Source organism: Pseudoduganella plicata (genome assembly GCF_004421005.1).
Classification (GTDB): Bacteria; Pseudomonadota; Gammaproteobacteria; order Burkholderiales; family Burkholderiaceae_D; genus Rugamonas; species Rugamonas plicata.
On sequence record NZ_CP038026.1, the window covers coordinates 2370713 to 2385790 of the forward strand.

General features: G+C 64.4%; 12 protein-coding genes. 3 read left to right on the top strand and 9 right to left on the bottom strand.

Translation table 11 applies throughout. The features are described from left to right. The first annotated feature begins 474 nt into the window (after nt 1–474). Complete coding sequence (locus tag E1742_RS10455) at nt 475–753, top strand: PAAR domain-containing protein (RefSeq protein ID WP_134384814.1); 279 nt, start codon at nt 475–477, stop codon at nt 751–753. 135 nt (nt 754–888) lie between these two features. Next, nucleotides 889–1602, top strand: coding sequence for a PEP-CTERM sorting domain-containing protein (locus tag E1742_RS10460; protein WP_134384815.1), 714 nt, complete (start codon nt 889–891; stop codon nt 1600–1602). 91 nt (nt 1603–1693) lie between these two features. Here E1742_RS10460 and E1742_RS10465 read toward each other — a convergent pair whose 3' ends face one another. Together E1742_RS10465 and E1742_RS10470 are read right to left on the bottom strand one after the other, a co-directional pair. Further along, complete coding sequence (locus E1742_RS10465; RefSeq protein ID WP_134384816.1) at nt 1694–2818, bottom strand: acyltransferase family protein; 1125 nt, start codon at nt 2816–2818, stop codon at nt 1694–1696. Between the two features lie 355 nt (nt 2819–3173). After that, on the bottom strand, nt 3174–4325 hold the full coding sequence (locus E1742_RS10470) for an L-dopachrome tautomerase-related protein (protein WP_134384817.1): 1152 nt from the start codon (nt 4323–4325) through the stop codon (nt 3174–3176). Between the two features lie 266 nt (nt 4326–4591). Between E1742_RS10470 and E1742_RS10475 the strand changes: the two genes are divergently transcribed. Beyond that, nucleotides 4592–5128 carry a hypothetical protein gene (locus E1742_RS10475; RefSeq protein WP_134384818.1) on the top strand — a complete coding sequence of 179 codons (537 nt, stop codon included), beginning with the start codon at nt 4592–4594 and terminating at the stop codon, nt 5126–5128. Here the strand turns inward: E1742_RS10475 and E1742_RS10480 are convergent, their stop codons facing one another. The 7 genes from E1742_RS10480 to E1742_RS10510 all read right to left on the bottom strand — a co-directional run bounded on the left by E1742_RS10480 (nt 5129) and on the right by E1742_RS10510 (nt 15021). Continuing rightward, nucleotides 5129–5965, bottom strand: coding sequence for a PhzF family phenazine biosynthesis protein (locus E1742_RS10480; RefSeq protein WP_134384819.1), 837 nt, complete (start codon nt 5963–5965; stop codon nt 5129–5131). Between the two features lie 115 nt (nt 5966–6080). Beyond that, on the bottom strand, nt 6081–8264 hold the full coding sequence (locus E1742_RS10485; protein ID WP_206076746.1) for a metallophosphoesterase family protein: 2184 nt from the start codon (nt 8262–8264) through the stop codon (nt 6081–6083). 118 nt (nt 8265–8382) lie between these two features. After that, nucleotides 8383–9306, bottom strand: a complete 924-nt coding sequence (locus E1742_RS26715; RefSeq protein WP_229466692.1) for a BON domain-containing protein — start codon at nt 9304–9306, stop codon at nt 8383–8385. A 213-nt stretch (nt 9307–9519) separates the two neighbouring features. Further along, complete coding sequence (locus E1742_RS10495) at nt 9520–10206, bottom strand: hypothetical protein (protein WP_134384820.1); 687 nt, start codon at nt 10204–10206, stop codon at nt 9520–9522. 189 nt (nt 10207–10395) lie between these two features. After that, a complete protein-coding gene (locus tag E1742_RS27155; protein ID WP_134384821.1) occupies nt 10396–12177 on the bottom strand; it encodes a methyl-accepting chemotaxis protein in 1782 nt (593 codons plus the stop codon). A 138-nt stretch (nt 12178–12315) separates the two neighbouring features. After that, the gene (locus E1742_RS10505) at nt 12316–14031 is read right to left on the bottom strand and encodes a DUF8614 domain-containing protein (protein ID WP_134384822.1); all 1716 of its coding nucleotides are present in this window, start codon (nt 14029–14031) and stop codon (nt 12316–12318) included. 354 nt (nt 14032–14385) lie between these two features. Continuing rightward, nucleotides 14386–15021, bottom strand: a complete 636-nt coding sequence (locus tag E1742_RS10510; RefSeq protein WP_134384823.1) for an NAD(P)H-dependent oxidoreductase — start codon at nt 15019–15021, stop codon at nt 14386–14388. Nucleotides 15022–15078: the final 57 nt, after the last annotated feature.

Below are 15078 nucleotides of genomic sequence, written 5' to 3' on the forward strand. Positions count from 1 at the left end.
CAAGACAAAAGAGTTAACTCGTTGGTATTCCACTGGCTAGACTGCCCTTGCACAGGGAAAGGATGGGATGGCGTAAGTGATGAGTTGTTGCGAGAAGAATATTGTCTGCTTTTGAAGTTTGTGCAAAAGACTGGCGCAGGTCGACCGGATGAAAAACAGGAAAGGCAGAGTACGTGGCGCTTTAAATGGGGGCAGGTTGTCGTCAGCTGTCAACAACGAGACTTCGTTGCAGCCATCAGCATGGAGCCCCGCTGAGGTCGCGCGATCGGAAGTTCGACGACACCTGTCATTTATTCGCGCGCACGGGCAGAAACAAAGGTGGTACGAACGCCAGCCTCTTAAGCACCACGTGCCACAATAGCAAGTGGCGCTGTGCCAAGCGGACTCCCGACGCGCAAGGGCCCACAAGACGCAGTTGAGCTCAAGCAGCGAGGCCCTTATGCACGAACGTCACCGATCCCACTGGAGTACCAAATGTCATTAAAAATCATCACAGTCGGCGACATGACCGACCACGGCGGCTCAGTGATCAGCGGTTCGCCCAACCACGACATCCGCGGCAAAGCGATCGCCAGACTGGGTGACAAAGTCGCCTGTCCGCTGGTCTACCCGGGCGGCAAACCGCATGGCATCAACAAGATCACCACCGCCCACGACACGCTTACGGTGGACGGCATCCCCGTGGCGGTCGAGGGGTGCACGACGGAATGCGGATGCAAGCTGATTGGCAGTGCGCCTGCAACGGTCGCCTGAAGGTCAAACAGGATCAGAACACACTCTGGCGGAGGTTTTGAAGCTTGGCCGTACGCCTCATCACGAGATACATTTACGACAATTAGCTAACCGCAAAGCGGTAACATGGTGCTCTTTTGATATCCCGGAGTCCTCATGCAACTGCTGGCCCTCGCCGCTGCCGCCCTGTCGCTGTCGCTTCCCCTCTCCACTCAAGCCCAAACCACGGCCAACGCCTACCTCAGCGGCTTCCGCTATGAGCTGATCGACCTGGACCTGAATGACGGCATCGCCGCGCAGCTGACCTTGGTCGATACCGGCCTGAATGTCATGGCAGGTTATTACGGGACGCCGGATAACAGCACGCCGCCGGATCCGTTTCACTACCTGAACACAGAGGGGACCGTGGATGTCACGGTCGCCGCGGGTAGCGCGACCGGCACGCTGGCGGCGACGTCGGCCAACACGTCGGCATCGCTGCAAGGCGACCAGGGCGCCCTGTTTGCCCAGGCACTTTGGGGCAGAAATTTCACGCTGACACCCAACAGCCGGCTGGTCCTGCACGCCGACGCCCACGTGGACGGCACCCGGGATCCGACCCGCGCCGGCATCGGCTACGCCGCGGTGTTTTTCACGTGGGGCGATGAGGAATTCTATGTGGAAGACGGCCTGTCGACCTACCAGGGCGACTCGGAAAGCCGTGCGCTGACGGTAGCGTTGTCGAGTGGCGCGGAGGAATTGAGCGGCAACTACGGCTTCACGACGGGCGTCTATGCCACCGTGACGTCGGTGCCGGAGCCATCCACGTACGCAATGCTGGTATTGGGTCTGGCCGGTATCGGCTGGAGCGTCGGGCGCAAAGCGAAGTAAATCGTCATGCCGGGCGCGGTGCAGCCTATTCCACGCCGCCAAGCCGCCGGGCCAGCAACGGCACACCAGCATGGAGCCGAACGCCAACCCCTCAGCGAACGGAAACAAACCGTTCCGCCTGCACCGCAGCAGGCCGCACCACGACTTGGCCGGTGACGAACTGCACGAGCCGGCCCAGCGGCACCTCCACCCAGCGGTGGAACACGGCGCCCGCCCACAGGCTGGCAGCCCAGGCGACCAGCATGCCGAAAGCCTGCGGCTCCGGTTCGGGGGAGACAAAGCGCGTGAACGCGGCATTGACCAGCAGGCAGACGGCGAAGTGGACAAGGAAGACAGCATACGAGATCCGTCCCATGCCGTTGATGGCGGACCAGACCGGCCCGTTCGACGTCGTCGTGCTGCGCCCGAACAGCACCAGCACGCCGGTCACCAGCAGCGCCAGCGCAATGCGGCTCCTGAAGTCCAGCATCAGCGCGACGAGCGCCGGTACTACCACCATCAGCACGAGCAGCGCAACGGCGGCCGGATGGCGGCGGCGGTCGCCTGCCCACCATGCCATGACGCCCAGGCCGTAGCTGCCGAAGAAGTACGGCGCCCAGTTGTCCCAGTCGCCATCGAGATTGAAGTGCAGCAGCGACAGCGCCACGCCCAGCGCCACGGCAACGGGCATCAGCCAGCGCGACGGATGGTCCCCGGCAATGCGGCCGGCGGTCCACAGCATCAGCACGAGCAAGGCATACAGCTGGAAGTCGATCGCCACGTACCAGGCGCCCGCCGAGACGGAATCGAACCCCAGCACGCCATGCAGCAGCAGCGCGTGTGCGCCCAGCTGGTCCAGTGTCGGCGGCGCGGAAATGGAGTCGTGCGTCATCCACGTGCCCGCCCAGTCCGACGCGACCACGGCCAGCAAGGTGGCGGCAATGAACGGCGGCGCCAGCTTGGCATAGCGCCGGCCGATGGCGGCCAGCGGGCGGCTGTGCCCGGGCTGGCCGGTGGGCGCGAGAGATTTGGCGGCCAGGAAGCCGCCGATGACGAGGAAGACCTGCACGGCGATGCGGGCGCTGTCGCCCAGCCAGTCGATCAGCTCCGGCCACAATGGGCGGGCGCGATCGGCCATCGGGCCGTAAAATGCCAGGTGGTGCAGCACGATCAGTTGCGCCGCACCGGCTTTCAGCAGGTTGATCAGGCCAAATTGCGATTGGCTCTTCTTTGCCATCCCTGGCGTCACATGCACCGCAGCGCTCATCCGCATCCTTTGCAGCTTACTCATCAGCAAGTATTACAGCTTGATGAATTATCAACAGGGCGTGATGATAGCCGAGTTAGCCCGGCGGTGCCGTCTCTTACATCCGGTTACAGCTGGCGGCCATGATCCAACCACCCAGCTCTGGGTCGTAATACTGTGCCGATGCGGCACGCCGCGTAACCCGGCGCACATGATAGAGACTACCCGTCCCCTCGCAGAACCACTGGATTGTCGCAACGCCGTTTACAGCAGGCGTCAGCATCGGCTGGCAGGTCGCCAAGGCCGTCCGCGGTACCGCATGCGGCTGAGCCAGGGCCGATCCGCCTTACTTCCCTTCCCGCAACCGCCACAGCGACGTCGGCAACGCAATCGGCACCCCTGGCTTGAAGAACGCCGAGTCCTGGATGCGCGACGTCGTCACGTAAATGCTGCCGTCCGGCCCCTGGCTGAACGTGTCCGGCCAGCGCAGGCGCGCGTCCTGGATCAGGATGCCGGGGCGGGCATTCGGGCCGGTCGCCAGGTTGCGGATCTTGATCGAACTGTCTTCGGGCGACGTGACGTACATGCGTTCCGTGCCATTCGCGATCCACAGGCCGTCGGCCACACCGTTTTTGCCATAAACCTGCACCTGCGACGAGATGTCGTCGCCGCGCCAGCCTGCTTCCGTCAGCGCGCTGGTGGCGATGCGGTACAGCGTGTCGCCCTTGATCGCCTGCCAGTAAAGGTATTTGCCGTCCTTCGACAGCGCGATACCGTCGGCGGAGAATTCCACGCCCTTGCCGTCCGGCCGGCGCAGCGGCTTGCCGTCCGCCTTCACGACCAGGCCTTTCTTTGCCTGCGTCGACGGATCGCCATCGAGCAGCCGCTTCGCTTCGCCCGTGCCCAGGTCCACAACGACGATGGCCCCACGCACGCCCGAGTCGGTGATGTACGCCCATTTGCCGTCCGGCGAGAAGCGCACGTCGTTCAGGTAGGAGCCCTGCAGCGCCACGCTCTCGTCGAAGCGGATGTTCTGCAGCACGGTGCTGGTGGCAAGGCTGACGCGCACCAGTTTCGGCCCGCCCGGCACGATCGTCGCCTGCGCCGGCGCGGCCGGATCGAGCACCCAGACATTGCCCTTGCCGTCCGCGACGACGCTCTGCACGCAGACCCAGTGCTCGCCCGGCGACAGCTCGTCCTTGCGGGTGTTGCGCCATGCATTCCACGTCTCGTTCGGGAACGGCTTGAGCGTCCCGTCCCTGGCCAGTTCGGCCACGGAGATGGGCGAGTCCTCCGTCCAGCGTGGGAAGTTGACGAAGATGCGGTTGTCTTCCGAGATGGTCACGCCGGTGACCTGATGACCGAAGTCGGCCACCTTTTCAATCGAGAAGCCCTTCGTCGTGGGCGTGAGCTGGGCGAAAGCGGAAGTGGGAGCCAAAGCGGCCGCGTACAGCGCGGCGGAGGCCAGCACGGCGGCGGGCCAACGGTAGTAAGCCATCTGAATTCCTTTCGTTGGGAGGAACTGCACACTGGACAATCGCGCCGATGATGCCACAGGCGCTGGATGTTTCGGCAGGGTAGCGAATCGGGCTCAGCTTCGCGCGGCGCGACCTCTGTGGCTTGCGCCGTCAAGGTCCACCGGGCATTGTTTCAGCGTGGATTTTGGTGAGACTTCAGCGCCGGCCCGCCTGCTACCATCGCGTTTCCTTCAATGCCCGCTTCCCTGGGCCCGCCGCTGGCCGGCAGTCAGCAGAGAACGAGACCATGGCAAATCGCGCTTACCTGTGTGGACTGAACCAGAATTTTTTCGAGGACGACGACGTCGAACTCGTCCCCCTGCTGGAACGGGGCTACGCGCTGCCGCTGCTGTGGTTCACGCTGTTCCAGCCTGGGGACATCCGCATGTACAGCCACGTGCCCATCCTGCTGACGTCGCGCGAAAAAGCGCTGGCGAACCTGGCGCGGCGTGCGGATGCCATGAAGGCCTTCCTGGGAGAGCCGGCCACCATCGTCGATCAGTGGCGCACGTTCATCGAACAGAACGACTACGCCAACTATCTCGTCAACACGCATGAACTGCAGATGATGGAGAACGAAGAGGGAGCGTTCCACCGCGACCTGCAGCAGTGGTTCGCGCAGTTCGAAGCGCTCGCCGACGGCACGGCCGGCACACGCCAGCTGGGCGTCGTCGCGCAGGCCAACGAGGCGCTGGCCCAGTTCCCCTACCGCGGTGACCCGTACCACCTCGTCGGCATCACGTTCGACCGCGCGACGCCGTGGGACGAACGCAGGAAAGCCTGATCAGCCGATCAGCCGTGCGCTGCCTGACACCTGCACGGAACTGCCCGGCTCGGGACCGATGTCGACGTGCAGGTGGCACGGTACGCCCATGTCCTCACCCTGGACGATGTCGATGGCGCCGCCGTGCGGCCAGTCCGCGTCGCGCAGGTAGCCGGCCAGCGCGGCGGCCGCCGCGCCCGTGGCGGGATCCTCGTAGACGCCACCGGAAGCGAACGGATTGCGCGCATGGAAGCGCTGCGCACTTCCAGCATGAACCAGGGCGATGGTGGCGAAGCCTTCGCGCAGCATCAGCATGCGGCCGGCATCGAGGTCGTAGCGCATCGCGGCCAGCGCCGCGCGCGAGTTGAGAGGGATGATCAGGTGGCCGGCGCCCCCGTTGGCCAACGCCGGCGCCAGGCGAGGATCGAGGTCCGCCGCCGTATAACCGAACAGCACCAGCGCCTCGTCGATCAACGTTTGCGGTACGGGCGCGCTCGACGTGGGCGGCGATTGCAGGCTGGCCGCGACGCCGTCGGCCGTGCGCGTGCCCTGCACGGTAATCGACACGTGGTTGGTCGTCAGCGGGAAGACGCCGTCGCCCTGCTGCAACGCCAGCACGGCGCCCAGCGCGATGGTCGCATGGCCGCAGAACGGCACTTCCGATTCGGGCGAGAAGTAGCGCACGCGCCAGCCGTTATCGGCGCGTACCGCAAATACCGTTTCCGAGTAATTGACCTGTGCGGCGACCGCCTGCATTTGCGCCGCTTCCGGCCAGGTGCTGCCGATCCACACGCCGGCGGGATTGCCACCCTTTTCTCCGGCGCAGAACGCCGCCACCCTGGTTACCTCGTCGATCATTGTGTTCCTCCTGTACTGCCCAGTATAGCGTTGCACAGGTAGCCCGAGAAGTAGCCGGGTGCGTCGAAGTTCAACGCCGGGGAGGGGCACCCGAAGGTGCCGGTCCCCAGGGTCACTAGTTGAAGCTCAGCGCAGCGCTGTTGGCGTTGCTGACCTTCTTGCCCTTCAGGTCGATCGTGAAGTGCTCGCTGGGCTTGGCCGAACCGAGGCCCTTGAGGATGCCGAAGACCTGCTTGAACTGGTTCTGGAACGGCACGCCGACCGAATTCTGGTCGGAGATCTTGTCGCCGGTCTTGACAATCGCCGCCGGGCTGGCCGGGAACGCGGCCATCAGCACCTTGTACTGGCTGACGCGCTCCGTTCCCATGTCGCGCAGCGCCAGTTCGCCCGCATACACGGTGCGGTGGAAGTCGCCGTAGAAGATGTAGGGCGTGATCTTCGCGAAGTCGTCCAGCTTGAACCCGGCCTTGCCGGCCAGCGCTTCGGCCTTGACGGTGGCGGCGGCCCAGTCGCTTGACAGCTGGGTGGCGGCGACACCGCCGGCGGCAGCGGTGTCCCTGGCGGCGCAGCTGGCGGTCAACGGCAGCACGCCCGGTGCGTCCTTCAGCTGGGCCAGGGTCACCTTCGTCTGCAGCTGCGACAGGATCAGCATCTGCCGGCCGTTCAGGTTCATCGCCGCTTCCTTCATCTCGCAGGGCCAGTATTCGTCCATGAAGCGCAGGCGCGACAGCTCGCCGAAATAGTAGTGCGTGAATTCGCCGTACGATTTCGTGTCGAGGATGGCGCGGTCCCAGCGCTTCGCCACGTCCGCGCTGGCCGTGCTGCCCTGCAGGTAGTCGTACTCGGCCTGGTACAGCGGGAACAGCTCGTTGAAGCGCGGCACGCTGTTCAGGGGAATCGTCTGCACGTCGATCGTGTCCTTGTCCTTGTAGCTGACGATCTTGTACGCGGCGCCGTACACGGCCAAGGATGGCGACTGCACGTTGACGAAGAAGTTGCCGTTGGCGTCCGTCACGTCGTTGGTGCCGTTGAAGTGCATGTGGCCGCCCACATGCATCGGCAAGCCGGTTGCCGTCACGGCGGCCGTCGTCGCCGCATCCGGCACGCGCGCGGTCTGGAACGCGCCGGACTTGAAGACGGCCTTCATCGCGCCGGTCTGGTTGGCGTAGAAGTCCATCGTCGGATAGTGCGAGAACGCCATCAGCTGCTTGTTCTCCGCCTTGGCGCGGGCGCTGACGGCCTTGATCCAGTCCATCAGGTGCTGCTTGTGCGTGACGACCTTGTTCCAGCCCGCATTGCCGGCGCCGTCGAAGCCCTTGATGTTCTTCGGATTGGCCGGATCGAATTTCGCGTTCGGGACGAACACGTTGCCATCGATTGCCAGCAGCCACAGGCCCTTGACGGGTTCGACGAGGTAGGACGTGTCGAACATCATCGTGCACTTCGTGTAGGCCTTGCCCAGCTTTGCTTCGCCGGCGGCCTTGTACGCGCCGCCCGTGCCTTCGGCACAGATCTCGAACTGGCGATTGGCCAGCGTGCCCTGCGTCGCCGCTTCGTCGTAGCTGTATTTGCCGCCCGTGTATTTCGAGAACGGCGTTTCCCACAGCACGTCCGCACGGTTCGGCATGAAGCCGTAGTCCGACAGCTTGGCCACCAGCTTCTCGTAGCCCTGCTCCATCAGTTCATCCGTGCAGACGACCGTCGGGTCCTTCGCCTTGCAGGCTGCGTTGCCGGTTGCGTAGACCTTCTGTTCCTTGCCTTCTTTCGTCAGGAAGTCGTTCTTGCCCGCTTCCATATCGTCGTGCGGCTCGTTCGGATCGTGGTTGCCGGGCGCGATAAAGAAGCGCATGCCCTTGGCCTGGTATTCCTTGAGGATGTCGGCGATGCCGTTGATATTGATCGGCTGCGCATCGTCGGAGAAGTCTCCCGGCAGCGCAACGTGGCGGATGCCCTTGGCGTACGCGTCGTCCAGCGCGGCGCGGAACGCGAAATAGTTTTCGTTGAACAGGCGCGTCGACGTCAGCTCGGCGTACATCGTGCGGATCGTCGCATTGCGGCCGTCCTTCATCGGAACGCCGGCAAACTGCGCGCTCTTGAAGTCGCCGTAGACGTTCTCGAAGTGGACGTCCGTCATGAACGCCACGCTGGTGGTGGCAACGACGGGCGGCGTGGGGACGGGGGTCGGTTCCTGCGGGACGGTGACGACGGGCGCAGGGTCGTCGTGGTCGCTGCCGCAGGCCGACAGCAGTGCCAGCGTCATCGCCGCGGCAGCGACGAGCAATGGACGGGTCTTGATCATGCATCTACTCCGGACAGGTAAAACCCAGCATGGTGCCTGCCGATTTTGACCGGATGATGACGCGGGTTAAAAGGTAAAAAGGCGGGCCGCAGCCCGCCTGTATCCGCCGAAGGACGGATTATTTCTTGACCTGGATGGAGCTCTTCACGTCGGACACACCCTTGACACCGCGCGCCAGTTCGACGGCGCGGTCGGCTTCGGCTTTCGATGCGACGAAGCCGCTCAGCATGACGACGCCCTTCTGGGTTTCGACATGCACGTCCATCGCCTTGGCGGTCTTGTCCGCGGCCATGTCGGCCTTGACCTTGGCCGTGATCATCGTGTCCGTGACGGCAGGCGATGCAGCCACGTCGGCGGTTTTATCGCGGGTGGTCTGGGCCAGCTCCGACGTCTTTTCCTTGGCTGCCTGCGCCATTTCGACAGTCTTGTCCTTCGCGGTCGCGGCCACGGCGGCAGTCTTCTCGCCCAGGCGCTCCGCGCCGGCAGCCGTCTTGTCGCCCAGGCGCTCCGCGCCGGCGGCCGTACGGTCGCGCACGTCCGCGGCGTTGTTGGCCACCGTGCCGCGGTCGGCGTTCGGCACGAGCACAGCCGTGCGGCCGTCGCCCGTCGTGCCGGCTGCATTCGTGCCAGCGGTCGTGCCCATCGTCGTGCCGGCGCCCGTCGAGGCGAGCGCATTGGCCTTCGACGTGCGCGCCTGGTTCTGGCAGGAATCCTTGGCGTCGCCGCTCATGTCGTCGCAACGCTCCTTGGCCAGCTCATATTGCGCATCGGCCAGCTTGCGGTTGGCCTTGTCCAGGTCCTTCGGCGTGTTGCGGTATTGCGCAACGGCGTCACGCTCGGCCTTGGCGCGTGCCACCTTGGCTTCTTCCTCGCAGATGTCCTGTGCGTTGTCCTTCAAGGCGTTGCACTGCTTCTTGGCCGCCTTGTAATCGGACTCAGCCTTGTTGTGGGCGTTCTTGTACCCCGCGGTATCCATGTTCTGGGCAAATGCAAAACTTGCGCTGGCTGCGGTAGCCAGGGTCAGCAATACGATCTTCTTCATGTTGGTCCCCTTTAGGATTGGTTGGCACAGACATTAGACGCCACAGCCGCGCTGCAGTTCTGTGCGGCGACGTACACAGATCGGGAGGTTGTTGTTTATTTGTCGCGTAAAGCAAAACCCGGGACAGGCCCGGATTCGAGGAAACAATTCAGTGCGGGCAGCACGCCGTTTTGCGGGCAATATTGCCGCAGATCTAGGCGCTGGGGCCGGGTTTCAGTCCTGCAGCAGGCCAGTGCGCCACAGCGGTACGACCTGTTCGAAAGGGGTGCGGCCCGCACTGAAAACGTGGCCCGACGGCGCCAGCTTCAGCCAGGCGCGCGTGTCGTGCGACCCGTGGTTGTGCGGCTGCGCGTCGCGTACCGACTGGATCCACGCGTGCACCCGACCATAGTCGGCCGGGCGCGAACGCTGAATCCAGGCCAGGGCCACCAGATCTGCGAAACCTTCCTCGCGGCGCGTCTCGCGCTGCTGTTTCGACAGCTCGACAAGCGCCGGATCGCCGGCGTGTTCGTTGCCCGCTTCCGTGAAACCGGCCGGCAGCGCATGCCAGCTGCCCTGGACGATACGCCAGCAATGGCCCAGCTCGTGCGCCGCCATCGCCTCGATCAGTACGTCGCGTTCGTTTTCGGCCACATTCTGCAGGATGGTTTCCGCGTAGGGATTGCCGCGCATCGACAGCACCATCTTGCAGCGCCCGTTGGCGTAGCCCATCGCCAGGGGTACGTCGTTCGGGCCGGCCTGGGGCTGGACGATGATATCGACCGGCAACTGCTGTGCCTTGGCATAGGCGATGACAGGCGCGGCGGCATTCAGCCAGCGTGTCTCCTGTGCCGTCAGCTGGGCGGCGTGGGCCGTAACGGCGGTCAACGAGAGCAGGTAAAGGGAGAAGGACTTGAGCATGGCGAACTCCGATTGCGACGATTCACTATACATGCCTTGCGGCAATTTGTAACACCGAAACCGGGGCTGTTACAAAATTTTGCCTTGAAGAAATGCGAAGCTTTGTCAAAAAATAAGGCCGCGCCACCGCGACGGGCGACACGGCCTCCAAGGGCTACCACGGGGGTGAAACGGAACTAGCGCACTACCTCAGAACTCTTCCCACGACTCATCCGGCTGGGTGCGCGCGTTGACGGTTTGCCTGGCTGCCGGCCGCACCGGCGCGCGCACCGGTACCGCTCCGGACACCGGCACAGAGATCGGCGTGGGCGCGGGTGCCGCACGTGCCGCAACGGCGTCCGGGGCCGCGACACACGGCGGCGGCGCGGCCTTCGGTTTGCGCGCGCGCGCGCCGGCAGCCTTGCCGGTCAGCTTGAACACGGCGACTACCTGGGCCAGGTTGCCAGCCTCCTCCTGCAGCGACGACGCGGCGGCCGCCGCCTGTTCGACCAGGGCGGCATTCTGCTGCACCACCTGGTCCATTTCCACGACGGCGGAATTGACCTGCTCGATTCCCGCGGTCTGCTCGATGCTGGCGGTGGAGATCTCGCCCATGATGTCGGTTACGCGGCGCACGCTGTCGACGATCTCGGCCATCGTCGCGCCGGCCTGATCGACCAGTTTCGCGCCCGCGTCCACGCGCTCGACAGAGTCGTCGATCAGCGCCTTGATTTCGCGCGCGGCGCCTGCGGAGCGCTGCGCCAGGCTGCGCACTTCCGTTGCGACGACGGCAAAGCCACGCCCCTGCTCGCCCGCCCGCGCCGCCTCGACGGCCGCGTTCAGCGCGAGGATATTGGTCTGGAACGCGATGCCGTCAATGACGCCGATGATGTCGACGATCTTCTTCGACGACTCGTTGATCGACGCCATCGTCTGCACGACTTCGGCCACGACGGCGCCGCCCCTGGTTGCCACTGCCGATGCCGACAGCGCCAGCTGGTTGGCCTGCCGCGCGTGGTCGGAATTCTGCTTGACGGTGCTTGTCAGCTCTTCCATCGACGAGGCGGTCTGCTCGATATTGCCTGCCTGCGTTTCCGTGCGGCGCGACAGGTCGTGATTGCCGGCGGCGATTTCGCGTGACGCGGTGGCGATGGTCTCGGTCCCGTTGCGGACCTTTGTGACGATATTGACGAGGCTGTCGCGCATGCCGCGCATCGCGAACAGCAGGCTGGACGTGTCACCCGGCCGGGTCTCAATGCGCACGGCCAGGTTACCGGCGGCAATCGCCGCGACGATCGACGACGCATAGGCCGGCTCGCCGCCCAGCTGGCGCGTCAGGCTGCGGCCGATGCCCCAGGCGGCGGCCACACCCAGCGCGATGGCGACCAGGCCGACACTGAGCATCAGCACGCTGAAGTCGTGCGCCACGGCGCGGGCAATGCCGGCCTGCGCCACGCTGTCCTGCTCTTCCAGTTCGATCAGCCTGTTGATGGCGGCAAGCCACGCAGCGAACGCGGGGGCGGCCTGCTGGTGCAGCAGGGCGGTGGCTTCCGGCAGTTTGTCCGACTGACGCAGCGCGACGACGGCGGCAATCAGCGGCAGCGTTTTCGCCTCTGCCGCCTTGATGCCGGCCACGGCGCTGCGCTCGGCGGCCACGGTGTCGGCGCGACCGGCCAGCAGTGCATCCAGCGGCGTGGCCGCGCGGCGATACTTGTCAGCCAGGCTGAATAATTCGCCCAGGTGGCGCTTGACGGTGGCCGCATCGCTGGCCAGCACCACGTCGCGCAGCGAGATGGCGCGGTCGTGCACGCTGCCGCGGAAATCGAGCGCATGGCGCTGCTTGACCGCGTTGACTTCGGAGAGATTGGTGAGGATGGTGTCGATCTGGCCCACCCGGTGCATGCCGAGCGCGGTCACGATCACCAATAACAGCAGGACGAGACCGAAACCGATCGATAAACGCGTACTGATTCTGGTGGCGTTGATGCCCATGTATTCCCCCGTGACTGTTGTAGTACAGCAAGGAGTTCACGGTAGCATGGGCCTCAACGCCTTTCCATCAGGCATCAGGCGAAACTGCAGAAGGTTTGCTGCAGGCCAAATCCGCATCGGCCTGCAGCAGGCTTTGTCTTACCGTGCCAACAGCGCCTGTGCCGTCGGGAACGACGGACGGATATCGTTGGGTACCGACTTCATCTTGTTCAGCGCCTTCTGCACGTCCGGACGGATGACGACGTACTTGGTCATCATCGCCTTGGCGCGGGCATAGTCGCCGGTCGCTTCGATCGTCAGGAACTCGCGGTCGAGGTCCGTGACGGCCTGCTTGATCTTGGCGTAGTTCACCGAGAACGTGCCGTTGCCGTGGGAGACATAAGCACCCTTGTCGAGCAGGTAATTGACCTGGATGGCCATGCCGCGCGCGTGCGAGTCGGTCAGGCCGAAGTGCAGCGTACGGAAGGCCGACGCCAGGAACGTCGTGTGCAGCTTGCGCTGCGCCTCTTCGCCCTGCCCCAGCGAATCCTTCAGCTGGCCCTTGTCCATCATGTACATCAGGGCGTACAGGCCCGTCACGTCCGCCTTGGCTTCCTCGATGGTGGCGTAGGTTTCCTTCAGGTCCTGGCGCGGCGTCGATTCCACGCCGTTCTGCTTTGTCTTGTGCGGGCCCAGGCCGTGCGTGATCTCGTGCGCCAGGATGTGCGTGAAGAACGAATTGAAATCGACGTCCTTGCGGTCCTGCGGGCGCAGCACCAGCTGGGCGATCGGCTGCAACGTCGCCTTGAATTTGGCTTCCTGCACGTTTTTCAGCATGACGCGCTTGGAACCGCGCTGGCTGATGATGCGTTCGTCGTTCGGCAGGTTGTAGGCGGCCGTCTGCACGCCCATATTGCCGTCGCCGGCGCCGAACACCTGGTTGACCACCACCATCGGCGCCACGGCGCCCACCTTCGGGTTGCGGTACTGGGCGTCCAGCGGCAGGTTGTCTTCCAGCTCCTGCATGTGCTTGGCGAAGAAGTTCAGCTTGTCCGTTTCCTGCTGGTCGCGCAGGCTGACATACGCCTCGAACGCGGCCTTGTAGCCGAACAGCTCGTCGTTGTAGGTCTCATAGGGGCCGATCGTCACGTCCACCGGCGAATCGAGGTCCATCCAGGCGAAATCGGACGCCAGGTAGTCGTTCGTCAGGAACGCTTCGGCGCGCAGGGTGAGGAACTTTTTCAGCGACGCGTTGTCCGTGGCATCGGCCGCTTCCTTCAGCAGGATCGACAGTTGCGTCAGCTCGGTCTTGTACTCTTCCGAATACTTAACGGTCTGGAACTTGCCGTCCTTGCCCTGGCGAATCGTGGTGAAGAACCACTGGGCGTCCCGTTTCTCCTGCGCCGGCAGGCTGCTCATCCACTTTTCCAGTGCCGCCTTCTTCGCGGTCTCCGGGTAGAAGTTCGCGCCTTCGATCTTGCGCGCCGGGATCTTGATCTTGCCGATCTGCGCCGGCAGGAACGAGGTATTACCGTCCAGGATGGACCATGGGCCCTTGTTTAGCCAGAAATAGTCGACACGGGCGCGGCCCAGTGGCGAATTGTCGTTCTGCAGTGCCGCAAGCAGGGCTTCGTTGCCGGACCAGCGCTGGCGCAGCTGCAATATGTCGACAATCTTGGCCGCTTCGATCAGCTTGGCAATGGCACGCCGGTCGCCGGCGGACAGCGCGCCCGCATTGACAACCAGCTCGACCGGCGCATAGCGCGCCGTCATTTTGTTCAGTTGAGCAACACCGGCAGGCGCGGCGGCGGCACTGCCGATGGCGGTGCCGGCGACGACCGTGCCGACCAGCAGCGAGAGGAGTTGTTTTTTCATGGGGACCTGCTTTTCGGTGAAAAAAGGTCCACATTGTAAACTGCTCCGGCCCGCCGCACACTTCCCGCTGTGATTGCCGACAGCAGGTGTCGCCGATGCGCTACCGGACCCGCCAGGTTTTGCCTGTGCCGGGCCCTCACGCTGCGGCTGTATGCCAGCGCGACACGGCGCGCATCGTCGGCTCGAAGCCGTGGACATCCGCGCCGTATTACGGCAACGATTCCGACCGCCTGCCCGCGACCGGCAGGCCACGCCGAAGCGGACAACCTTCGCGGCATCTTGCCGGAGCGGCTCGGGCTCCCTGGCCCCTGAGGCACCGCCGGTCCCGGCGATGCCTCAGGGTTCGCACCTCCGTTACGCGACGTCGGTAACGAACTGCTCGCGCGGACGGCGCACTTTCGGCAGGTTGACGAGCCAGTCCTGCTCGGCCTTGCGGTAACCCAGCGGCAGCATGACGACGCTGCGCAGGCCACGGGCGCGCAGATCCAGGATCTCATCCACGGCGGCCGGATCGAAGCCTTCCATCGGCACGCAGTCCACTTCCTCGAACGCGGCCGCGATCACGGCGGCGCCCAGGCCGATGTACGCCTGGCGGGCGGCGTGCTGGAAGTTCACTTCCGGACCGCGCGGCGGGTACGTTGCCAGCAGCTGCTGGCGGTAGGCTTCCCAGCCTTCGTTCTTGAAACCGCGCACTTCGTTGGTGTAATCGAACATGCCGTTGATGCGCTCGGGCGTGTAGTCGTCCCATGCCGCGAACACCAGCAGGTGCGAGCCGTCCGTGACCTGCGCCTGATCCCACGACACCGGCTTGATGCGTGCGCGCAGGGCCGGATTCGTCACGACGAGGATCTCGAACGGCTGCAGGCCGCTCGACGTGGGCGCCAGGCGGGCCGCCTCGATGATGCGCTCGACCTTGTCGGTGGGAACGGCGCGTTGCGGGTCCATCGCCTTGGTGGCGTAGCGCCACTGCAGTTTGTTCAGCAATTCCATTGTGCTTCCTTCCAGAGTGAATACAGCCATTGTATTTTTTCCTCGCGCGCGGATAAA